The sequence below is a fragment of the Pseudomonas sp. Marseille-Q8238 genome, assembly GCF_965111915.1.
Window position 1 is genome coordinate 1,145,361 of record NZ_CBCOPI010000001.1, and the last position, 22,114, is coordinate 1,167,474.

Annotated in this window: 14 protein-coding genes, 3 tRNA genes, 3 rRNA genes and 1 riboswitch; of the genes, 16 read left to right on the forward strand and 4 right to left on the reverse strand. The window is 58.2% G+C overall.

Translation table 11 applies throughout. The annotated features are described in order from the left end of the window. The first annotated feature begins 113 nt into the window (after positions 1-113). The 7 genes from ACWPW0_RS05110 (at position 114) to ACWPW0_RS05140 (ending at position 8,262) form a co-directional block, all read left to right on the forward strand. Positions 114-1,650: ribosomal RNA gene (locus ACWPW0_RS05110) — 16S ribosomal RNA — on the forward strand. Positions 1,651-1,743: 93 nt separating this feature from the next. After that, positions 1,744-1,820 (forward strand) — tRNA-Ile (locus tag ACWPW0_RS05115). A 31-nt stretch (positions 1,821-1,851) separates the two neighbouring features. Then, positions 1,852-1,927: transfer RNA gene (locus ACWPW0_RS05120), tRNA-Ala, on the forward strand. A 246-nt stretch (positions 1,928-2,173) separates the two neighbouring features. Beyond that, positions 2,174-5,065 (forward strand): 23S ribosomal RNA (locus ACWPW0_RS05125). A 142-nt stretch (positions 5,066-5,207) separates the two neighbouring features. After that, a 5S ribosomal RNA gene (gene rrf, locus ACWPW0_RS05130) occupies positions 5,208-5,323 on the forward strand. The 16S, 23S and 5S rRNA genes sit together here with 2 tRNA genes alongside, the layout of an rRNA operon. 254 nt (positions 5,324-5,577) lie before the next feature. Further along, complete coding sequence (locus ACWPW0_RS05135; RefSeq protein WP_454254627.1) at positions 5,578-7,878, forward strand: MlaD family protein; 2,301 nt, start codon at positions 5,578-5,580, stop codon at positions 7,876-7,878. A gap of 75 nt (positions 7,879-7,953) precedes the next feature. Then, entirely contained in the window at positions 7,954-8,262 is a 309-nt protein-coding gene (locus tag ACWPW0_RS05140) for a PepSY domain-containing protein (RefSeq protein ID WP_447589619.1), read from the forward strand. A gap of 43 nt (positions 8,263-8,305) precedes the next feature. Here ACWPW0_RS05140 and mksF read toward each other — a convergent pair whose 3' ends face one another. From mksF to mksB, 3 genes are read right to left on the reverse strand one after another with little or no spacing between them, the layout of a single operon-like run. Further along, a complete protein-coding gene (gene mksF / locus ACWPW0_RS05145) occupies positions 8,306-11,137 on the reverse strand; it encodes an Mks condensin complex protein MksF (protein ID WP_454254628.1) in 2,832 nt (943 codons plus the stop codon). Further along, a complete protein-coding gene (gene mksE, locus ACWPW0_RS05150) occupies positions 11,134-11,838 on the reverse strand; it encodes an Mks condensin complex protein MksE (RefSeq protein WP_454254629.1) in 705 nt (234 codons plus the stop codon). The genes mksF and mksE overlap by 4 nt, the downstream gene beginning before the upstream one ends. Continuing rightward, positions 11,835-13,085, reverse strand: a complete 1,251-nt coding sequence (mksB, locus tag ACWPW0_RS05155) for an Mks condensin complex protein MksB (RefSeq protein ID WP_454254630.1) — start codon at positions 13,083-13,085, stop codon at positions 11,835-11,837. Before mksB ends, mksE begins: the two co-directional genes overlap by 4 nt. Positions 13,086-13,362: 277 nt before the next feature. Here mksB and ACWPW0_RS05160 point away from each other — a divergent pair, with 277 nt between their 5' ends. The 6 genes from ACWPW0_RS05160 to can all read left to right on the forward strand — a co-directional run bounded on the left by ACWPW0_RS05160 (position 13,363) and on the right by can (position 18,482). Then, positions 13,363-14,460, forward strand: coding sequence for a carboxynorspermidine decarboxylase (locus tag ACWPW0_RS05160; RefSeq protein WP_454254631.1), 1,098 nt, complete (start codon positions 13,363-13,365; stop codon positions 14,458-14,460). A 27-nt stretch (positions 14,461-14,487) separates the two neighbouring features. Continuing rightward, complete coding sequence (locus ACWPW0_RS05165) at positions 14,488-15,732, forward strand: saccharopine dehydrogenase family protein (protein WP_454254632.1); 1,245 nt, start codon at positions 14,488-14,490, stop codon at positions 15,730-15,732. 189 nt (positions 15,733-15,921) lie between these two features. Continuing rightward, positions 15,922-16,731 carry an energy transducer TonB gene (locus ACWPW0_RS05170; protein WP_454254633.1) on the forward strand — a complete coding sequence of 270 codons (810 nt, stop codon included), beginning with the start codon at positions 15,922-15,924 and terminating at the stop codon, positions 16,729-16,731. After that, a complete protein-coding gene (rimI, locus tag ACWPW0_RS05175; RefSeq protein ID WP_454254634.1) occupies positions 16,728-17,180 on the forward strand; it encodes a ribosomal protein S18-alanine N-acetyltransferase in 453 nt (150 codons plus the stop codon). The genes ACWPW0_RS05170 and rimI overlap by 4 nt, the downstream gene beginning before the upstream one ends. 99 nt (positions 17,181-17,279) lie before the next feature. After that, the gene (locus ACWPW0_RS05180) at positions 17,280-17,774 is read left to right on the forward strand and encodes a hypothetical protein (protein ID WP_454254635.1); all 495 of its coding nucleotides are present in this window, start codon (positions 17,280-17,282) and stop codon (positions 17,772-17,774) included. 63 nt (positions 17,775-17,837) lie between these two features. Beyond that, on the forward strand, positions 17,838-18,482 hold the full coding sequence (gene can, locus ACWPW0_RS05185) for a carbonate dehydratase (protein ID WP_447589637.1): 645 nt from the start codon (positions 17,838-17,840) through the stop codon (positions 18,480-18,482). A 26-nt stretch (positions 18,483-18,508) separates the two neighbouring features. On the opposite strand, the gene ACWPW0_RS05190 is transcribed toward can, so the two are convergent. Further along, positions 18,509-18,715 carry a hypothetical protein gene (locus ACWPW0_RS05190; protein WP_454254636.1) on the reverse strand — a complete coding sequence of 69 codons (207 nt, stop codon included), beginning with the start codon at positions 18,713-18,715 and terminating at the stop codon, positions 18,509-18,511. A gap of 164 nt (positions 18,716-18,879) precedes the next feature. On the opposite strand from ACWPW0_RS05190, the gene ACWPW0_RS05195 reads away from it, so the two are divergent. The 3 genes from ACWPW0_RS05195 (at position 18,880) to ACWPW0_RS05205 (ending at position 21,959) form a co-directional block, all read left to right on the forward strand. Beyond that, positions 18,880-18,966, forward strand: a tRNA-Leu gene (locus ACWPW0_RS05195). Between the two features lie 1,304 nt (positions 18,967-20,270). Beyond that, positions 20,271-20,439, forward strand: a riboswitch (yybP-ykoY riboswitch). 5 nt (positions 20,440-20,444) lie between these two features. Continuing rightward, the gene (gene mntP / locus ACWPW0_RS05200) at positions 20,445-21,011 is read left to right on the forward strand and encodes a manganese efflux pump MntP (RefSeq protein ID WP_454254637.1); all 567 of its coding nucleotides are present in this window, start codon (positions 20,445-20,447) and stop codon (positions 21,009-21,011) included. Positions 21,012-21,032: 21 nt separating this feature from the next. Beyond that, positions 21,033-21,959, forward strand: a complete 927-nt coding sequence (locus ACWPW0_RS05205) for a hypothetical protein (RefSeq protein ID WP_447595550.1) — start codon at positions 21,033-21,035, stop codon at positions 21,957-21,959. The last annotated feature ends 155 nt before the right edge of the window (positions 21,960-22,114 follow it).

Genomic DNA, 22,114 nt, shown 5'->3' on the forward strand with positions numbered 1-22,114 from the left:
GTAAGACTGATAGTCAAATGATTGTCAGCAACACAAGTAACACTCGTGAATTCGAGAGTTTATTTGCGATTGCTGAGCCAAGTTTAGGGTTTTCTCAAAACCCAAGCAGTATTGAACTGAAGAGTTTGATCATGGCTCAGATTGAACGCTGGCGGCAGGCCTAACACATGCAAGTCGAGCGGATGAAGAGAGCTTGCTCTCTGATTTAGCGGCGGACGGGTGAGTAATGCCTAGGAATCTGCCTGGTAGTGGGGGATAACGTTCCGAAAGGAACGCTAATACCGCATACGTCCTACGGGAGAAAGCAGGGGACCTTCGGGCCTTGCGCTATCAGATGAGCCTAGGTCGGATTAGCTAGTTGGTGGGGTAAAGGCTCACCAAGGCGACGATCCGTAACTGGTCTGAGAGGATGATCAGTCACACTGGAACTGAGACACGGTCCAGACTCCTACGGGAGGCAGCAGTGGGGAATATTGGACAATGGGCGAAAGCCTGATCCAGCCATGCCGCGTGTGTGAAGAAGGTCTTCGGATTGTAAAGCACTTTAAGTTGGGAGGAAGGGTTGTAACCTAATACGTTGCAATTTTGACGTTACCGACAGAATAAGCACCGGCTAACTTCGTGCCAGCAGCCGCGGTAATACGAAGGGTGCAAGCGTTAATCGGAATTACTGGGCGTAAAGCGCGCGTAGGTGGTTCAGCAAGTTGAATGTGAAAGCCCTGGGCTCAACCTGGGAACTGCATCCAAAACTACTGAGCTAGAGTACGGTAGAGGGTAGTGGAATTTCCTGTGTAGCGGTGAAATGCGTAGATATAGGAAGGAACACCAGTGGCGAAGGCGACTACCTGGACTGATACTGACACTGAGGTGCGAAAGCGTGGGGAGCAAACAGGATTAGATACCCTGGTAGTCCACGCCGTAAACGATGTCGACTAGCCGTTGGGATCCTTGAGATCTTAGTGGCGCAGCTAACGCATTAAGTCGACCGCCTGGGGAGTACGGCCGCAAGGTTAAAACTCAAATGAATTGACGGGGGCCCGCACAAGCGGTGGAGCATGTGGTTTAATTCGAAGCAACGCGAAGAACCTTACCTGGCCTTGACATGCTGAGAACTTTCTAGAGATAGATTGGTGCCTTCGGGAACTCAGACACAGGTGCTGCATGGCTGTCGTCAGCTCGTGTCGTGAGATGTTGGGTTAAGTCCCGTAACGAGCGCAACCCTTGTCCTTAGTTACCAGCACGTTATGGTGGGCACTCTAAGGAGACTGCCGGTGACAAACCGGAGGAAGGTGGGGATGACGTCAAGTCATCATGGCCCTTACGGCCAGGGCTACACACGTGCTACAATGGTCGGTACAAAGGGTTGCCAAGCCGCGAGGTGGAGCTAATCCCATAAAACCGATCGTAGTCCGGATCGCAGTCTGCAACTCGACTGCGTGAAGTCGGAATCGCTAGTAATCGTGAATCAGAATGTCACGGTGAATACGTTCCCGGGCCTTGTACACACCGCCCGTCACACCATGGGAGTGGGTTGCTCCAGAAGTAGCTAGTCTAACCGCAAGGGGGACGGTTACCACGGAGTGATTCATGACTGGGGTGAAGTCGTAACAAGGTAGCCGTAGGGGAACCTGCGGCTGGATCACCTCCTTAATCGACGACATCAGCTTTATCATAAGCTCCCACACGAATTGCTTGATTCACTTGCGAAAAGCGATTGGGTTTACACCCGAGAGTTAGACGATTGGGTCTGTAGCTCAGTTGGTTAGAGCGCACCCCTGATAAGGGTGAGGTCGGCAGTTCGAATCTGCCCAGACCCACCAATTGTCAAGGGATGTGGCCAAGTCCGTAAATGGGGCCATAGCTCAGCTGGGAGAGCGCCTGCTTTGCACGCAGGAGGTCAGGAGTTCGATCCTCCTTGGCTCCACCATTAACTCGATAATCGTTGAAAGCTCAGAACTGAGCATCTGCCCGTAGGGGTTGGGGTGTTGAGTTCTGGTCTTTGCGCCAGAACTGTTCTTTAAAAATTTGGGTATGTGATAGAAGTAGACTGGATAATTACTTTCACTGGTAGTTATTCAAGTCAAGGTAAAATTTGCGTGTTCTCTATATTGCAAATTTTCGGCGAATGTCGTCTTCACGTTTGAGACAGTAACCAGATTGCTTGGGGTTATATGGTCAAGTGAAGAAGCGCATACGGTGGATGCCTTGGCAGTCAGAGGCGATGAAAGACGTGGTAGCCTGCGAAAAGCTTCGGGGAGTCGGCAAACAGACTTTGATCCGGAGATCTCTGAATGGGGGAACCCAGCCATCATAAGATGGTTATCTTGTACTGAATACATAGGTGCAAGAGGCGAACCAGGGGAACTGAAACATCTAAGTACCCTGAGGAAAAGAAATCAACCGAGATTCCCTTAGTAGTGGCGAGCGAACGGGGACTAGCCCTTAAGTTGATTTGAGATTAGCGGAACGCTCTGGAAAGTGCGGCCATAGTGGGTGATAGCCCTGTACGCGAAAATCTCTTATCAATGAAATCGAGTAGGACGGAGCACGAGAAACTTTGTCTGAATATGGGGGGACCATCCTCCAAGGCTAAATACTACTGACTGACCGATAGTGAACTAGTACCGTGAGGGAAAGGCGAAAAGAACCCCGGAGAGGGGAGTGAAATAGATCCTGAAACCGTATGCGTACAAGCAGTGGGAGCCTACTTTGTTGGGTGACTGCGTACCTTTTGTATAATGGGTCAGCGACTTATATTCAGTGGCAAGCTTAACCGAATAGGGGAGGCGTAGCGAAAGCGAGTCTTAATAGGGCGTTTAGTCGCTGGGTATAGACCCGAAACCGGGCGATCTATCCATGGGCAGGTTGAAGGTTGGGTAACACTAACTGGAGGACCGAACCGACTACCGTTGAAAAGTTAGCGGATGACCTGTGGATCGGAGTGAAAGGCTAATCAAGCTCGGAGATAGCTGGTTCTCCTCGAAAGCTATTTAGGTAGCGCCTCATGTATCACTGTAGGGGGTAGAGCACTGTTTCGGCTAGGGGGTCATCCCGACTTACCAAACCGATGCAAACTCCGAATACCTACAAGTGCCGAGCATGGGAGACACACGGCGGGTGCTAACGTCCGTCGTGAAAAGGGAAACAACCCAGACCGTCAGCTAAGGTCCCAAAGTTATGGTTAAGTGGGAAACGATGTGGGAAGGCTTAGACAGCTAGGAGGTTGGCTTAGAAGCAGCCACCCTTTAAAGAAAGCGTAATAGCTCACTAGTCGAGTCGGCCTGCGCGGAAGATGTAACGGGGCTCAAACCATACACCGAAGCTACGGGTATCACGTAAGTGATGCGGTAGAGGAGCGTTCTGTAAGCCTGTGAAGGTCAGTTGAGAAGCTGGCTGGAGGTATCAGAAGTGCGAATGCTGACATGAGTAACGACAATGCGAGTGAAAAACTCGCACGCCGAAAGACCAAGGTTTCCTGCGCAACGTTAATCGACGCAGGGTTAGTCGGTCCCTAAGGCGAGGCAGAAATGCGTAGTCGATGGGAAACAGGTTAATATTCCTGTACTTCTAGTTACTGCGATGGGGGGACGGAGAAGGCTAGGCCAGCACGGCGTTGGTTGTCCGTGTTTAAGGTGGTAGGCAGAGATCTTAGGTAAATCCGGGGTCTTAATGCCGAGAGCTGATGACGAGCGCTCTTTTAGAGCGTGAAGTGGTTGATGCCATGCTTCCAGGAAAAGCCTCTAAGCTTCAGGTAACTAGGAACCGTACCCCAAACCGACACAGGTGGTTGGGTAGAGAATACCAAGGCGCTTGAGAGAACTCGGGTGAAGGAACTAGGCAAAATGGCACCGTAACTTCGGGAGAAGGTGCGCCGGTGAGGGTGAAGGACTTGCTCCGTAAGCTCATGCCGGTCGAAGATACCAGGCCGCTGCGACTGTTTATTAAAAACACAGCACTCTGCAAACACGAAAGTGGACGTATAGGGTGTGACGCCTGCCCGGTGCCGGAAGGTTAATTGATGGGGTTAGCGCAAGCGAAGCTCTTGATCGAAGCCCCGGTAAACGGCGGCCGTAACTATAACGGTCCTAAGGTAGCGAAATTCCTTGTCGGGTAAGTTCCGACCTGCACGAATGGCGTAACGATGGCGGCGCTGTCTCCACCCGAGACTCAGTGAAATTGAAATCGCTGTGAAGATGCAGTGTATCCGCGGCTAGACGGAAAGACCCCGTGAACCTTTACTATAGCTTTGCACTGGACTTTGAATTTGCTTGTGTAGGATAGGTGGGAGGCTTTGAAGCGTGAACGCCAGTTTGCGTGGAGCCAACCTTGAAATACCACCCTGGCAACTTTGAGGTTCTAACTCTGGTCCGTTATCCGGATCGAGGACAGTGTATGGTGGGTAGTTTGACTGGGGCGGTCTCCTCCTAAAGAGTAACGGAGGAGTACGAAGGTGCGCTCAGACCGGTCGGAAATCGGTCGTAGAGTATAAAGGCAAAAGCGCGCTTGACTGCGAGACAGACACGTCGAGCAGGTACGAAAGTAGGTCTTAGTGATCCGGTGGTTCTGTATGGAAGGGCCATCGCTCAACGGATAAAAGGTACTCCGGGGATAACAGGCTGATACCGCCCAAGAGTTCATATCGACGGCGGTGTTTGGCACCTCGATGTCGGCTCATCACATCCTGGGGCTGAAGCCGGTCCCAAGGGTATGGCTGTTCGCCATTTAAAGTGGTACGCGAGCTGGGTTTAGAACGTCGTGAGACAGTTCGGTCCCTATCTGCCGTGGACGTTTGAGATTTGAGAGGGGCTGCTCCTAGTACGAGAGGACCGGAGTGGACGAACCTCTGGTGTTCCGGTTGTCACGCCAGTGGCATTGCCGGGTAGCTATGTTCGGAAAAGATAACCGCTGAAAGCATCTAAGCGGGAAACTTGCCTCAAGATGAGATCTCACTGGAGCCTTGAGCTCCCTAAAGGGCCGTCGAAGACTACGACGTTGATAGGTTGGGTGTGTAAGCGCTGTGAGGCGTTGAGCTAACCAATACTAATTGCCCGTGAGGCTTGACCATATAACACCCAAACAATTTGCTGTTTGTGTGCTCGATGGTTGAAGTCGACAAACAAACCGAAAATTTGCCTGAACACGCAATACCACCACATCACATACCCAATTCGCTGTAGCGACTAAACACCGATACAGCAACCGAATTGCTTGACGACCATAGAGCGTTGGAACCACCTGATCCCATCCCGAACTCAGTAGTGAAACGACGCATCGCCGATGGTAGTGTGGGGTTTCCCCATGTGAGAGTAGGTCATCGTCAAGCTCCTATCCCCAAACCCCCAATCCGAGTAATCGGGTTGGGGGTTTGGCTTTGCGCGACGGAAAAATTGGTGAGCAAGCTGGAAGCACTGAAGAGGGATAAGCCTCTCTCAACCCTTGCAGGAGCGAGGCCTTGTTGGTCTACTCCCTGCTTCCTTTGATGGCTTGTCTGTAAGTCATATCCTTCAAGGCCTAGGTGCCTGTTTTCCACTGCACCGCTTCTGCTGCGTGCCCTGGTAATGGAGTCAGATCTCGATCATGACCGAGCTGCAAACAGCTAAAACGCGTCGAACCACTAACTGGTCCGCTATCTGGATACTGCCACTGATCGCCTTGTTGATTGGTGGCTGGCTGGCGTGGCGCGCATATGAGCAGGCCGGTATCGAGATTCAGGTGTTCTTTGCCAGTGGCGAGGGAATCCAGGTCAACAAGACCGAGGTCATCTATAAAGGCATGCAGATCGGCAAGGTGGTCGGCATGGAACTGGATGACAAGGGCAGCCAGCGTGGCGTGCGCGCGACCATTGAGATGGATAAAAGCGTCGAGCCTCAGTTACGCAGCAATACTCGATTCTGGGTGGTCAAGCCGAGCGTTTCGCTGGCTGGGATTACGGGTCTGGAAACGCTGGTATCCGGTAATTACATTGCCGTAAGCCCTGGTGATGGTGAATCAGAGCGCAGCTTCGTGGCGCTTACTGAGGCGCCACCGCTATCCGATAGCGTGCCTGGCCTGCATCTGACCCTCAAGGCCGAGCGTCTGGGCTCGCTGAACCGGGATAGTCCTGTGTTCTACAAGCAGATTCAGGTGGGGAAGGTGAAGAGCTATAACCTGGCTGAGGATCAGACCACGGTTGAGCTCAAGGTCTATATCCAGCCGGAGTTCGCTTCCCTGGTGAGGAAACACACGCGTTTCTGGAATGCCAGCGGCGTCTCGATTGATGCAGGGCTATCTGGCGTCAAGGTGCGTACGGAGTCATTGACCAGCATCGTGGCGGGGGGGATTGCCTTCGCCACCCCAGAGCATCGCAAAGACAGTCCTGCAACGGACCCGACACTACCGTTCCGCCTCTATGAGGATTACGACGCAGCGCAGGCGGGCATCAAGGCGACGATCAAGCTCACTGATTTCGATGGTCTTGAGGCCGGTCGCACCCCAGTGATGTACAAAGGCGTGCAGGTCGGTACGCTGAAGACCTTCAAGATCGAAGAAGACCTGACTGGTGCTACGGCCGAGCTGACGCTGGACCCGCGTACCGAGGACTATCTGGTTGAGGGGACCGATTTCTGGGTGGTCAGGCCATCCATTTCCCTGGCAGGCATCTCGGGCCTGGAGGCGTTGGTCAAAGGTAATTACATTGCCATCCGCCCGGGGGACAAGAATGCCAAGCCCAGGCGTGATTTTGTGGCACGCGCCAAGGCACCGCCTCTGGACTTGGCTGCCCCCGGTTTGCACCTGGTGTTGTTCAGCGACGTGCTTGGTTCGATCGATGTGGGCAGTCCGATTCTCTATCGACAGGTCAAGGTCGGCAGTATCCAGAGCTACCAGTTCTCTCGCGATCGTAAGCGCGTGGTGCTTGGCGCACATATCGAGCCTGAGTACGCCAACCTGGTGAACAGCTCGACGCGTTTCTGGAATGCCAGCGGCATTCGCATTACTGGCGGTCTTTCGGGTATCGAGGTGAAAAGCGATTCCTTGCAGAGCCTACTGGCTGGCGGTGTGGTGTTTGAAACCCCGGATATGAAAGCGCCGGTCAACCGCAAGATTCAGCGGTTCACCCTGCACGAAGATCGCGAAAGCGCCTTGCAGGAGGGGACGGCTATCCAGATCAAGGTACCGACAGGCGATGGCCTGAGTCCGGGGACGGCTATCCGTTACAAAGGGCTGGATGTGGGCAAGATCGAGACAGTCGAGCTGACCGACGACCTGCAAGCCGTTCTGTTGCATGCACGAATTACCAAGGCTCAGGCACGTATCGCCAGTGTCGGCAGCCAGTTCTGGGTGGTCAAACCTGAACTGGGGCTGATTCGTACGGCCAACCTGGAAACCCTGGTCAGCGGCCAATACCTGGAAGTGTTACCCGCTGATAAACCGGGCAAGGCACAAGCCTATTTCGAGGTACGCAAGCAGGCGCCTTCAGTACAGGCCAGTGAAACCGGTCTGAAACTGGTACTGAGTACGGCGCGGCGGGGATCGATCAAGCCGGGTGTGCTGGTCAGCTACCGTGAGGTGCCGGTGGGCAGGGTCACTGATTTCGAATTAGGCCCGACCTCGGATCGTGTGTTGATTCATGTTCTCATCGAACCGCGCTATGCGCCCCTGGTGCGTAGCAGTAGCCGCTTCTGGAACGCCAGTGGTATCGGCGTCGATGCTGGCCTGTTCAAAGGCCTGAAGGTGCGGACCGAATCGCTGGAAGCGCTGCTCGAAGGCGGTATTGCCTTTGCGACGCCGGACAACCCGCAGATGGGTGGACCTGCGCAGCCTGGACAGACCTTCGCCCTGCATGACGAACTCAACGAAGAGTGGCTGAAGTGGGCGCCGAAAATCGTCTTGGAGAAGTGAAAATAACCTGTTCAGTTTGAATTAAGTCGTGGTCTGTATCTTGGCAACTGTCGAAACCCAACGGAGATACACACCATGAAGACGTTGACTGCCCTGATTACCGCTGCTGCTCTCACTGTAACCGCTGGTATGGCTCAAGCCCGTGACCTGGGGCCGGACGAAGCGCTCAAGCTGCGTGATGCCGGTACTATCCAGAGCTTCGAAAAACTGAATGCTGCGGCATTGGCCAAGCATCCGGGCGCGAAGATCGGTGATACCGAGCTGGAAGAGGAGCATGGCCGGTACATCTATCAGGTAGAGCTGCGCGATGCCCATGGCGTGAAATGGGATCTGGACCTGGATGCCAGTACTGGCCAGGTGCTGAAAGACCAGCAGGACGATTGATCCAGCTGCATAACGAAAGGGCCGCTATTGCGGCCCTTGTCGTTTACGCCGGCTCAGTGGCCGAGGCGCTTTCCGATGTGCCCACCGCGGCGCTTTCGCGGCGCTTGATGTACTTCCAGTCTGCCTCGTCGATATAGATGCCGTTCGGCCCGCTGCCACCCTCAAGGTCGATGGCCACGTGGGCCGAGACCTGTGGTTTCACCGAGGCGAGGATCGGCACGAAGCCCAGTTGCAGGCTGGTTTCGATCAACGCCTGCTGGTTGCGTTCGTCGATGTCTGCCGCCTCGTCGAGGTAGTAGGGCAGGCGCACCTTGCCGGCCTGCTCGCGGTCCATCAGGTGCAGCAGCAGGTACATGTTGGTCAGCGCCTTGATGGTCATGGTCGTGCCGTTGCTTGCTGCGCCATCGATGTCGGTGTGCATCACCGGCGCGCCACCGACCTTGGTGATCTCGAAGGCCAGTTCGAACAGGTCCTTGAGGCCCAGTTGGTTGTGGTTGGCCGCGACCAGGCGAGCCAGGTACTCCTTGGCTTCCTCGTTCTTGGCGTCCTGATCGCCGCTCTGCTGCAGGTCGAACACCGACAGGGTCTCGCCTTCCTCGTACTGGCCCGCGCTGTGGATGATCTGGTCGATGTGCTTGAGCGCGTCCTTGTTTGGCGCGAGGACGATGCGGAAGCTCTCTAGGTTGGAGACCTGACGCTTGTTGATCTCACGGTTGAACAACGCCAGTTGGTGTTCCAGGTTGTCGTAGTCGCTGCGGATATTGCGCAGGGTGCGGGCGATATCGGTGACCGCCGCGCGGCGTGCCTTGGCCAGGGTCAGGGCTTCGTCCTGGCGGTGCGCGTAGGCGTTGACCAGCAGGTGAAGGCGACGCTCGACATCGTCCTCGCTGTCGAACTTGGCCACGCCTTTCAGGCGCACCTGAGCGTACAACGCCTCGATCTGCCCGTCGATGCGCTGCAGCGCCTGCCAGCTGTCCTGATAGTCGTTGAGCAGCGGCTGCAGGTTATCCAGCGAGTCGTCGACCGGGTCCATGAACGGCGTGCCAAATGGCAGGTCGGCCGGCAGCAGCTGGCGTCGGTGCAGGGCATCTTCCAGGGTACGTTGCTTGGCTTCGAGGTCAGCCAGTTGGCGGCCCACCAGCTGCAGCTTGGCGGACAGTTGCTGCACGCGCTCGGTGAAGGCGTCGGCGGCGCGCTTGAGTTCGTCCTGGGCGGCTTCCAGCTGGGCCAGTTGTTCCAGCTTGCCGGCGTCTTCGACGGACAGGGTCTGGCAGCGGCGGAAGTCTTCCAGCGCTTTCTGCGCGTCGAGCACGTCCTTGTACAACTGCTCGGCCTGAGCCTTGCTCGCCGCACGGTCGGCGGCAACGGCCTGCTGGGTCTTGAGTTGCTTGAGCTCGCGCTCCAGGCGGTCGCGCTGGTCGCGCAGGGCGGCGCGGTCGGCCAGGGCCTGCAGGGCCGGCGGCTCGATGTGCGAGAGGTCGATGGACAGGCCGGGCACTTCGAAGTGATCGCCCTTGAAGCGATCCAGCACCGCTTCCACGGCCTTGACCCAGTCGTCGCCCTCGGCCTGGATGCCTTTCTCGCCGAGCGGCAGGCTGAACAGTTGGCTGTTGAACAGGCGCATCAGGCGGTCGACGTCGGCTTGGCTGAACTCTTCGCGCAGGCGTGAGTAGCTGTTGTTGTCGGCGTGGTCGAGCTGCTGCTTGACCGACTTCAGGCGTTTCTCCAGGTCACGCAGGCGCTCGTCGAGGTCCTCGGCGGAGAACTGCCGCGACTGTGCCAGGGCGCCGGCCAGTTCGTCGTGGGCGTCCTTGGCAGCGAGCAGTTGCGCTTCCAGTACCTTGACGTCGTCGACCAGGGCAAAGCGGTTCTTCAATGCCGCCAGTTCGCCCATCCAGCGCTGGATCTCGCTGATCTCGCGCTCCAGGCGCATCAGTTCCTGGGTGCCACCGCGCTGCTCGTGTTGCAGGCCGTCCTGCTCGGCGCGGAAGTGCTCGTGCTGCAGGAGCAGTTCGTCGCGGCGCGCACCGGAGTAGTCCTGCCAGACGCCGAGCAGGTTATCCAGCAGTGGCGACAGGCGATGCAGCTTGCCGCGCAGCACTTCACGCTGGGCTACGCCGGCGGACAGCGCCTCGATCAGTGGGCCGGCGGTGACCAGTGCCTGGTAGTCCTGTTCCATGCGCCGCACGTCGCGGAACGCCTCTTCGGTGGCGGCGATGTAGTCGACGCTGCCGGAGCGCAGGCTGTGTTCGAAAGCATCGAGGAACAACTGCTTGAGCTTGGCTGCGGTGATCTCGCGCATGTGCAGCAGGTTGATGAACAGCGCGCGGAAGGTCTTCAGGCTTTGCTCGCTGGTCGAGCGCAGTGGGATCAGGGTGAGGTCCAGCGGAATCGAGGTGTGCCCGCCGACCAGCAGGCGGCGCAGTTCTTCAGGCTTGAGTTCCCAGGCCTTGATGCCCTCGTGCTCGAGGCTGTTGAACAGCTCGCGCTGCCGCAGGCAGGTCCCGTTCTTCTGGTAGTGCTCCAGGTCCAGCTCGCCCTGATAGGCGAAGAACTGGTGGCCGAAGCCGCCGCCCGGGCCGCGACCGGCCACGCCGATCACGTGCGGGCCATGGGGCAGGGCGACTTCGACAAGGATGTAGCTGGTATCGGACGCGAAGTAGAACTTGCGCGAGGCCTCCAGGCTGTACTTGCCGAAGCTCATGTCGGACATGCGCGCCAGGATCGGGAACTGCAGGGCGTTGATCGACGCCGATTTCCCCAGGTTGTTGGCGCCGTACACCGACAGCGGGTTTTCCAGCGGGAACAGGCCGAGGCTGTAGCCGGCGGTGTTCAGCAGGGCGAAGCGGCGGATACCGTAGCGTTCCTGGCTCATGCGTCGATCTCCTGGGCGTCACGTTCTTCGGCCATGGCGCGAGCCAGGGCGTCGTCCTCGCTTTCTTCGAGGGCGGTTTCTTCGGCAGGCTCGATGATCACGATATCGTCTTCGACTTCATCGGCGACCAGCTCCGGCGCTGGCAGCGGCAAGGCACTGTGCAGGCTGGCGGCCAGGTCGCGGTCCTGCTGCACCGACAGGCACACGTCGAGGAAGCGGTGCATCGGCGCGAGGAAGCGGTACACACCGTTGTCCTCGCTGGCGAAGCCGAGCTGGACCAGGCGGCGCATGACCTTCTCTTCCAGTTCTTCCTGGGTGGTGACTTCGGCCTGGAGGAACAGGTCCTTGTACTTGTCCAGTAGCGGCGGCAGCTCGTCGCGACCAAGGCTGCCGCCGTCGAGCACGGCCAGCGGGTCGCGGCCCTGATCAGCCAGATGCTCGACCAAAATGAAGGTGAACAGCGCCAGGCGCTGGGCGGTCTTGTTCACCTGGGCGCCCATCTGCTCGGGCACGAAGTAGTAGAAACCACGAGTGTCGCAGGTCAGCTCGTAGCCGAGCGACTTGAACAGTGCGCGGTACTGGTCCTGCAGGTTGGACAGTTGGGCGTACAGCTCCGGGTCGCGGCGGCTGATGTGGTAGCCCTTGAACAGCTCGCGGAAGATCGGCGCCAGTTGGGTCAGTTCTTTCAGGTCGATATTCATGCAGTCGTGGTCCCGGCCGGCTTGATCAGGGCGTAGGAGCTCAGGCTGACCTGATGCTCACGGGTGAGGTAGTCGCGGCGCTCGAGGCGCTCGCGCTGGAAGCGGCCATCGCGGGACAGGCGCGAGAACCAGTAGAGCAATTCGTCGGTGGCGCCATTGGGCTCCTGCTCCAGCAGCCAGACCATGAGGTCGGGCAAGGGCAGGGCCTGCTCGCAGCGCTCGATCATCTCGCGCGCGGTGCGTGGTGCGCGTTGTGGTTCGCCCTTGCGCGTGCCGCTGGCCTTGGGGAACTGCGTCGGCTTGGGCTCGAAGCGGGCCAGGGCATAAACGTACGCTTCGACCTGCGAGGCGGTGCCGAGAAAAGTGCTCTGCGGGCGGGTGTGCAGGGGCAGCGAGGCCTGCGGCACGGCGTCCAGGCCTTTCTTGCGAATCGCCGCCAGGGCTAGCGCGGCACCGCGGGTCACGGCATTGTGCCGGCGCGCTTCCTCGCGCAATGGCAGCAGCAACTCGCGGGCCTTGCGCAGGGTCAACTGGGCCGTGGTCTGCATCTCCAGGATGCGCGCGTGGGTGCGCAACAGCAGGTCGTCGTCGACCAGTTGACCGAGGCGCTGCTGTTCGCCGAGGAGCTTGAGCAGCACCTGCTCGACGCGGCGCACACCCTGTTCGAAGGCGCCGTCGGCGGCGACCAGTTGGATCATCGGTTCGACGTACTCGTCCCAGGTCGCCAGCACTTCGGCGTAACGCTGGCGCAGCGGAATCTGCCGATCACTGGTCTTGGCGCGCTCGGCCACGCCGACCAGGGCCTGTTCGTCATTGGCCAGCTTCTTCAGGACATCGCGCACACGCATGTCGAGCAGGCGTAACTGGCGGGCCAGGTCATTGGCGTCGCGGATCTCGAAGGCATCCTGAATATAGCCGGCGAGGCGTTCCAGGTGGCGCAGGTAGGCCTCGATCTCCAGGCACAGGCCAAGGCGGTGCTCGCGGCGCAGGTAGGCGAGGAAGTCGTGGATCTGCGCATTCAGCTCGAAACGGTTGGGGCTTTTGGCCACCGGTACCAGGATGTCCAGGCGGATCCACTGGTCGAGCAGGGTGGTGATGTCGGTGGGCGTGCCCTGGGGCAACTGGCTGCCGAGCTGGTTGCGCAGCTCGATCAGGCTCAGGGTGCCGGTATCAAAGCGTTCGCACAGCGGCTCGAGCAACGTCCAGTGCTCGGCAAGGGCGCGCAATACGCGCTTGGGGTCGATCATCGGGGACGGTCGCTCGCTTGCGGAAAAACGTCGATTGTACGGGAAAGTAAGGCCAGGCTTTAAGCACCGTGGCGCATTGTCACGCGTCGGTCATACCGGCTGGTCATCCTCGGTGACGAACAGGCGGTCGGCCGAATGGCGATCTGAAACATGGCAGAATGGACAGGATATGTTTCGCGGCCTTTCGATCTGTGCCTGATATCGGCACAATTCGCCTCCGCTTTTTTCAGGAGGCTGGCGGGCTCCTGTTGGCCGACCTTTTATTACGGACTGCGCAATGATCAATACGCCGTATTACCTCATCGACAAACAGAAACTGCTGGGCAACATGGAAAAGATTGCCTATGTACGCCAGCAGTCCGGGGCCAAGGCCCTGCTCGCCCTGAAGTGCTTCGCCACCTGGTCGGTGTTCGACCTGATGCAGCAGTACATGGATGGCACCACTTCGTCCTCCCTGTTCGAGCTCAAGCTGGGTCGGCAGAAGTTCGCCGGTGAGACCCATGCCTACAGCGTGGCCTGGGCCGATGATGAAATCGACGAGATGCTGGAGAACTGCGACAAGATCATCTTCAACTCCATCGGGCAGTTGCAGCGCTTCGCCGCAGCCAGCGAAGGCAAGATTCGCGGCCTGCGCGTCAACCCGCAGGTGAGCAGCTCCGATTACCTGCTGGCCGATCCGGCGCGGCCGTTCAGCCGCCTGGGCGAGTGGGACCCGGAAAAGATCGATGCTGTGATCGAGCAGATTTCCGGTTTCATGTTCCACAACAACTGCGATAACGGCGACTTCGGCCTGTTCGACAAGATGCTCACGCACATCGAAGAGCGCTTCGGCCATCTGTTGCACAAGGTGAGCTGGGTCAGCCTCGGTGGCGGCATACATTTCACCGGTGACGACTATCCGCTGGAGGCGTTCTGCGCGCGCTTGAAAGGCTTCGCCGAGAAGTACGGTGTGCAGGTCTATCTGGAACCGGGCGAGGCGGCGATCACCCGCTGCGCCTCGCTGGAAGTGACCGTGCTCGACACCCTGTACAACGGCAAGAACCTGGCGGTGGTCGACAGCTCCATCGAAGCGCACATGCTCGATCTGCTGATCTACCGCCTCAATGCCAAGATGGCGCCCAGCACGGGCGAGCATACCTACATGGTCTGCGGTAAGTCCTGCCTGGCCGGGGACATCTTCGGCGAGTACCAATTCGATCGTCCGCTGGCCGTCGGCGATCGCCTGTCGTTCATCGATACGGCGGGTTACACCATGGTCAAGAAAAACTGGTTCAACGGTCTGAAAATGCCGGCCATCGTGGTCAAGCAGCTCGACGGCAGTGTCGAGGTGGTGCGCGAGTTCGGCTTTGAGGACTATCTGTCCAGCCTTTCATGAGGCTGCAGTAGCAAGGGGGTGAAACAATTGAAGAAGAACGTTCTTATCATTGGTGCAGGAGGTGTCGCCAAGGTGGTGGCCCACAAGTGCGCGCAGCACAACGACGAGCTCGGTCGTATTGCCATCGCGTCCCGGAACATCTCCAAATGCCAGGCCATCATCGACAGCGTCAATGCCAGGGGCAGCTTGAAGCAGCCCGCTGAGATCAAGGCATTCGCGCTGAACGCATTGGATATTGAAGCGACCAAGGCGCTGATCCGCGAGACTGAATCACAGATCGTGATCAATGTCGGTTCCGCCTTTCTGAACATGTCGGTGCTGCGTGCCTGCATCGATACCGGCGTGGCCTACCTGGACACTGCCATCCATGAAGAACCGGGCAAAATCTGCGAAACCCCGCCCTGGTATGGCAACTACGAGTGGAAACACCTCGAGGAATGCCAGCAGAAGAACATCACCGCCATTCTCGGCGTCGGTTTCGACCCGGGTGTGGTGAACGCCTATGCCGCCCTGGCGCAGCAACAGCATTTCGATACGATCGAGTCGATCGACATCCTCGACGTCAATGCCGGTAGCCACGGCAAGTATTTCGCCACCAATTTCGACCCGGAAATCAATTTCCGTGAGTTCACTGGCACGGTCTACAGCTGGCAGAACAGCCAGTGGACGACCAACAGCATGTTCGAGGTCAAGCGCACCGACGACCTGCCGGTGGTGGGTTCGCAGAACCTGTACCTGACCGGCCATGACGAAGTGCACTCGATCTCGAAAAACCTCAATGTGCCCAATGTGCGTTTCTGGATGAGCTTCGGTGAGCACTACATCAACGTGTTCACCGTGCTGAACAAGCTCGGCCTGCTCTCCGAACAGCCGGTGAAAACTGCCGAGGGCCTCGAAGTCGTGCCGCTGAAAGTGGTCAAGGCCGTGTTGCCCGATCCATCTTCATTGGCGCCGGGCTATACCGGCAAGACTTGCATCGGTGACCTGGTCAAGGGCAGCAAGGATGGCAAGCCGCGCGAAGTCTTCATCTACAACGTGGCTGACCACGAAGACGCCTTCGCCGAGACCGACAGTCAGGGCATTTCCTACACCGCCGGTGTGCCGCCGGTCGCTGCGGCGCTGCTGGTCGCCCGTGGCGAGTGGGACGTGTCGCGCATGGTCAACGTCGAGGAGCTGCCACCCGAGCCGTTCCTCAAACTCCTCGATGTGATGGGCTTGCCCACCCGCATCAAGGATGAGCACGGTGATCGTCCGTGGGATGCGCTCGCCTGATCGAGCACGCAGGTGCGCCCGTTCGGGCGCACTTTCTGAACATTGGTATGACACCGGATCACGTGCCGCTAAGTGCTCAGCTGCTCGCTGGTAGGTGGACGTCGAGCCTGGAGAAGGACAGGGCTACCCGCACACGCCGATTCACGCGACAATCATCGGCCTCGCAACGATGCACCGAGTACCCGACGTTTGAACACTGAGCAGCGCCGCCGAGCCTATCTGAATGCCATGCAAGTCGTGAGCTGGTTGCCGCGCGTTGTGCTGCCCTTTGCGGCGCCTTCGCGAGCGGAGTTGCTGCAGCCACTGGCCGAGCCGGAAGCCAAGCCGGCTAGGCCGCCTGAGCCGGTGGCAGCCGTCGCACCCACGACTCCCGATACGACCCCCGTCGCTCCCAAGGCTCCCGCCGAGATACCGCGCCCAGCCGCGGCTGCCCTGAAAACCATCGCCCGCCCGGAACCGACAGCTACGCCAGTGGAACAGGACGAGCCCGAGCCAGCGCCGGCCAAAGTCGTCGCACCGCCGCGTTTCGCCCTGCAACTGTTGCGTGCCGGCTCCTGTGCGGTGCTGGTCGAGCTGCCGACGGGGGAATCCTTCCAGAGCCGCGATCCCGCTTATCTCCTGCTCAAGGATCTGCTGCGCGCCGCGGGTCTGCCGGACAGTCCGCAGCAGGTGGGCGATGGCTCGCCGATCCGCTGGCCGCTGTTGTCACGCGGCAATCTCGATCAGGGCCCGGATGCAGCACGCGATTATGTGCAGGGTGTGCTGGCCGGCCAGTTGGAAAGCCAGCCCTGTACCTGCCTGTGGCTGATCGGCCTGCCGGCCATTCGTTTCGCCGGCGAGGCGGATGAGCAGGCCTACAACCGCGAGCTGAACATTGAAGAGCTTGGTGCGGCCTGGGCGCTGCCGGGGCTGGAGCTGTTGATGGATGAGCCCGAGCGCAAGGCTGAGTTGTGGCACGCCATGCGCCGTGTCATGCAGCGTTGGAAGCCACAGGCATGAGTGGCGCCATTTCCTTCCGCCCAATGGTGGCCGCTGATCTGGAGCGCGTGTTGCAGATCGAAAATGCCGCGTTCAGTCACCCGTGGTCACCTGGCATCTTCAAGGATGCGCTGACCTCTTATGACTGCTGGGTGATGTTCGAGGGCGAGACACAGGTGGGGCATGGCGTGATCCAGGTGATCATCGACGAAGCGCACCTGCTCAACATCACCGTGCACCCGCAAAGCCAGGGCAAGGGCCTGGGCCTGCAGTTGCTCGAGCATCTGATGCGGCGTGCCACGCAACTGAACGCCGGTGAGTGCTTCCTCGAAGTGCGTGCCAGCAACCAGCCGGCCTATCGCCTCTACGAGCGCTATGGTTTCAATGAGATCGGCAAGCGCCGTGACTATTACCCGGCGCCCGGCGGCCGTGAAGACGCACTGGTGATGGCGTGTACGTTGTTTGACTGAGAGCTGTTCGACAAAACAGCGATCTCAGGCTCAGGCTGACATGAAGCGATGGAGCGTTGGTGGGTAAAATAGTGCTCCATTTATTCAGGAGTAGTTGCCATGGAACAGGCAAATCAGCATCCCGACCACAATCTGCAGGTTGATTTCGGGGCGCTACCGCAAGACCTCGACGTACCTGGCTTCGCCAGCGCTTACGAAGAGCATCGGGTCGCCAATGAAGATTCCGCGTTCTCGACTTTGCTGACATTTATCGGCTACGGCGTATTGCTCGTCGGCATTCTGACGCTGATCTTTGGCCCCAAGAGCGTGATGGTCAATGCGTTCAGAGGGCCGGACCTTTTCCAGATGATTTTGCTCAATCCAGGCCCGGTTGCCTCACTGGGCTTCCTGCTGGTTGCCGGGGCGAGGCTTCTGAATGGCAATAAGCAGCAACTGACGCCTGAGGCTTATCTGCTCCATTCCTATTCGATTGAGTGGCAAGGCGAGTTGCCGTCCGGGCAGCGCCTGCAGGTGACCTATCTGGGAGACAATCGTTTCCAATTCAGCAGTGTGGTGGATGACGCGGCCACAGACGGAACACCGGCTGGCGCGTAAGCTACTGTTTTCATCGCAGCCTGGGCCGTACTGCCTGTGCGGTGCGGACCAGGAGGGTTAACCATGAGCGATCTGCAGCACCTGTTCGAAAACAATGCCCGCTGGGCTGAGGCGATCAAGGAAGAAGACCCGCAGTTCTTCGCCAAACTTGCCCGGCAACAGACCCCGGAATACCTGTGGATCGGCTGTTCCGATGCGCGCGTACCGGCCAACGACATTGTGGGGCTGCTGCCCGGCGATCTGTTCGTGCACCGCAACGTGGCCAATGTCGTGCTGCATACCGACCTCAACTGTCTATCGGTGGTGCAGTACGCCGTCGACGTGCTCAAGGTCAAACACATCCTGGTCACCGGCCACTACGGCTGTGGCGGTGTGCGGGCTGCCATGCAGGATGCGCAACTGGGTTTGATCGATGGCTGGCTGCGGACCATTCGCGATCTCTATTACGAACAGCGAGAACATCTTGCCCATTTCACCACGGAAGAGCAGCGGGTCGACCGCTTGTGTGAGCTCAATGTCATCCAGCAGGTGGCCAACGTAAGCCACACCACCATCGTGCAGAACGCCTGGCACCGTGGGCAGGCGCTGTCGGTCCATGGCTGTATCTATGGCATCAAGGACGGTCGCTGGAAGAACCTCAATGTCACGGTCAGCAGTCTTGAGCAACTGCCGAGCCAGTATCGACTACGTCCGGCAGAGCCGAACTGACGACGTCCTTCGGGGGATGCGCGTGGTCAGGGTAATACGATCTGCATGCCGAATTTGACCAGGAGCATGTTCACCACCCAGCCGGTAATACCCAGTGCCACACCACCCAGCCAGATGCCCATAGCGATCTGGAGCGTAAGGTTGCCTTGGCGTGGGTTTGAGGGGGCAGACGTGGCGCGGTAAGACACCGGCTCATCACGTTCGGCACGCAGGTTGGAGAAGTCGTCTCTCATGAGGTTCTCGGGTGGGTAACTACAGGGCGTGCAGCGTAGCGTACGGCGGGTGGAATTGCCTGCGTCACTGCTGGGCGGCATGAGCATTCACAGGCGGGGCATGGGTTCGGTCGGTGTGCTGTACAGCAGCGGGTTGCTTCTGCATAATTCGCGGCCCGCATTCTGCCCGGATGGCGAAATCGGTAGACGCAGGAGACTTAAAATCTCTCGCCAGCAATGGCATGCCGGTTCGAGTCCGGCTCCGGGCACCAGTATTCATGCGGAAATCTGGACGTGGATACTCCATTCCAGTTTCCGTAATCCTGCAAGTTTTCCGCAATTCTTCGAATTCATATGGACATGATTATGCGAGCACTCTTCGCCGTATTGCTCTCTGCTGCATCGCTTGCCGGTTGCTCTGGAGTTACTACCGCTCCATACGAAGAGCCAGCCGAATCAGAAAATACTGCGCGAGTTCGTGTAATCACGAACTCTAGTGTTTATGGCGATGCCCTTGCTACCAATTGCGCTCCTGCTAAGCGTCATGCAATGGCTATTGCCGGGCGCTACACGCGTGATGGGAGGCCAAGCATTAACTACCCTCAGTACCCGCTGGTTTCTGCGGACCTTGGCATGCCTAAACGAATAGCTCCTAGGCTTACACAGTACGTTGCAGCCATAAGAATGGCTGAAGGGCTTTATACCGAAGTGGTTGGTGAGTACCGAGTCAGGACCGATTGGCCGTTTCAAGTCTCAACTGCAGGCGCGGTGATTGGAAGTTATGGGAGCACTTATACAAGCTGCCCAGCGGGTGCTCGGCTAGTTAATTTCGAGGCAGGAAAAGACTACGAGGTCCTTGCGGGCGTGCTTGTAACCCCGGATGCGGATGGCCAAGAAGCGATTAGATGTGCGTTCGCAGTGTTTGAGCTGGTTTCTATTCCAGGGACAAAATATGTCCTGCCCAAAAGGTTAGCGCTGAGGGAGCCACCTACAACGCAGTGCAAGAATTGAACGCCTTGGCATTACCAGAGATATCTACTGGGGCTTTTTAATTTTCAGGCTTCTGAGTGGGGATTGAGATAGCGGAGGCTATAAGAAGCCCCCAGCTTTTGGACAGGCTATCCATGCATGCTACTTATCTGTAGCGCCTGCGAACCTCTCTCCACTTAGCCGGCACAGCAGGCCAGAGGGGCGTAGGCATTTTTTGGTATGCCTGGCGAATGCAGCGAGTACTTCATCGTATAGGTACCGTTAGTTGAGGTTTCTACACGCGCCAGCCCTGGGGCGAGCCTGTCGAGGGCGGGCCTAAACGCTAAGCACTTATGTCTGCCAGAGCATAAATAAAAAGCCCCGCACTAGGCGGGGCGAATGGAGAGCATCGAAGGAGCATTCGATGGGGTCAGACTGCTCCCCCTGGCGTGAAAATTACGTGAACAGAAATGCTATTGCTCCCCTTGGTGCTCCGTGCGCGGTAGTGGGTTCTGCTCAGGACAGTCAGGTTTAGGTGGGGCTAAAAGGCTTCACACGCTTTGTCGTCTTAATGCTTTTTTCACATGCCTGGCGATATAGTGGCCGTCCCTGTTGGGGAGTAGCCTGCTCTTGACCCTTGGTCGTAGAGCGTTCGCGTCAACATTCTCGGCGACAAGCCGTGGTGCGAACACCTTCGGGTTGGCGAGACCAACGATACATCCATGCCTCAAGTCGGGCGTGTGGTTGTGTCGTTGACTCATTGCCCGACTGGACGTAACCCGTGAATCCTATTTCCCTGATTTTCCTTGCCTTCGCCATGTCGACGGATGCTTTTGCGGCGGCGCTTGGTAAGGGTGCCAGTCTCCATAAGCCCCGTTTTGCCGAGGCGCTACGCACGGGCCTCATTTTTGGTGTGATCGAAACGATCACTCCCATTATCGGGTGGGGCATTGGGCAGGTGGCGGCCCGGTTTGTCGAAAGCTGGGACCACTGGATCGCTTTCGTCCTGCTGCTGGGGCTCGGGTTGCACATGATCTACAACGGCATGAAGCACGATGATGCAGAGGTAGAAAAACCCAATCAGCATTCGTTCTTCATTCTGGCGGTTACTGCGTTTGCCACCAGCATCGATGCGCTGGCAGTCGGAGTGGGCCTGGCTTTCGTGGATGTGAATATCCTGGTTGCGGCTGCAGCCATTGGCTTGGCTACCACGGTGATGGTGACTATCGGGGTGATGCTGGGGCGTGTGCTGGGGGCCGTGGTGGGCAAGCGTGCGGAAATGGTCGGGGGTGTGGTTTTGATGGTGGTTGGCGCGGCCATTCTTTACGAGCACCTGTCGGCAATGTGATCGATGAAAAAGGCAATCAAGATGATCAAGAGCAGTTCTTTGATCCAAACCGTCAAGCTGGCGCTGGGCACATTTGGCCTGCTGCTGATGGCGGCGCTGGGGTTCTTTGCCTGGCAGAGCTTCTATCCGGTTCAGGCGGCTGATGGCTGGAGCTATCGCGTTGCTTACCACAATGTTCCGAAGGCGGCTTCATTGAGTGCCCAGCAAGACGGCACGCTCATGGTCAGCCAGGAGTTACGGGGTGGGCGTGGAAGTATCGTGCGCATCAAGCCGGACGGAACACGCGAGGAGGCGGTGGGCGGATTGTCCAAGCCGGATGGAATGATCTCCGCCCATGGTGGCTGGGTGTTCAGCCAGGAGGAGGGCGAGGCGGCGGTCAGCTTTCTCAAGGATGGAGAAATCACGGATCTGTTCCGCGGCACTTCCGTACAAGGGCTCTGGAATGACGGAGAGGATCTCTATGCCATTGAAGACCGCAAGGAGGATGGTCGGCTGCTGCGCTACAACTGGAGCGATAAGGCGCTGACGGTGGTTCGCGATGGCCTCATAGAGACGGAGTCCATCACGCGCTGCACGGATGGGCGTTTGCTCTATTCGGAAAAGGAGGCTGGGGTGGTGCGCCAACTGACCGAAGATCGGCGCGATCCGATAGTGATCGCCAATCTGAATCAGCCCACTTTCCTGATGTGTGACCAGCGTGGGCTGTGGATCAGCGAGGACTCGACCCATCGCGCCCGGCTATTGCTGATCGATCCGCAGGGCCGCCAGCACACTATTCTTTCATTCCTGAAAGCCCCGCAATCGATCATCGCGACCTCAAGCAAGACGTACCTGGTGGCAGAGGGTGGTCGTAACCGGGTGCTGGAACTGGCGCTGGCATTTGCCGATGAGGCAGAGCCGCAGGCGTATTTGCAAGGTCATGTCATCGATGGGGTAGCGGCTGAGTGAGGCGGCTGCCCGCCGTGATTGCGGTGTGAGATACGCACAAACAAAATGCCCCGCACGAGGCGGGGCGAGGGGAGCACATCACTGATTTGGGGAATCATTGGGTTCAGATTGCACCCTCGGGTGTGAAAATTACGTGAACAAAATAAATAACCGGT

Bases quoted from the DNA above. Each gene is read 5' to 3' on its own strand.
- ACWPW0_RS05135 (WP_454254627.1), top strand. From the start codon at position 5,578: ATGACCGAGCTGCAAACAGCTAAAACGCGTCGAACCACTAACTGGTCC.
- ACWPW0_RS05140 (WP_447589619.1), top strand. From the start codon at position 7,954: ATGAAGACGTTGACTGCCCTGATTACCGCTGCTGCTCTCACTGTAACC.
- mksF (WP_454254628.1), bottom strand. From the start codon at position 11,137: ATGAGCCAGGAACGCTACGGTATCCGCCGCTTCGCCCTGCTGAACACC.
- mksE (WP_454254629.1), bottom strand. From the start codon at position 11,838: ATGAATATCGACCTGAAAGAACTGACCCAACTGGCGCCGATCTTCCGC.
- mksB (WP_454254630.1), bottom strand. From the start codon at position 13,085: ATGATCGACCCCAAGCGCGTATTGCGCGCCCTTGCCGAGCACTGGACG.
- ACWPW0_RS05160 (WP_454254631.1), top strand. From the start codon at position 13,363: ATGATCAATACGCCGTATTACCTCATCGACAAACAGAAACTGCTGGGC.
- rimI (WP_454254634.1), top strand. From the start codon at position 16,728: ATGAGTGGCGCCATTTCCTTCCGCCCAATGGTGGCCGCTGATCTGGAG.
- ACWPW0_RS05180 (WP_454254635.1), top strand. From the start codon at position 17,280: ATGGAACAGGCAAATCAGCATCCCGACCACAATCTGCAGGTTGATTTC.
- can (WP_447589637.1), top strand. From the start codon at position 17,838: ATGAGCGATCTGCAGCACCTGTTCGAAAACAATGCCCGCTGGGCTGAG.
- ACWPW0_RS05190 (WP_454254636.1), bottom strand. From the start codon at position 18,715: ATGAGAGACGACTTCTCCAACCTGCGTGCCGAACGTGATGAGCCGGTG.
- ACWPW0_RS05205 (WP_447595550.1), top strand. From the start codon at position 21,033: ATGATCAAGAGCAGTTCTTTGATCCAAACCGTCAAGCTGGCGCTGGGC.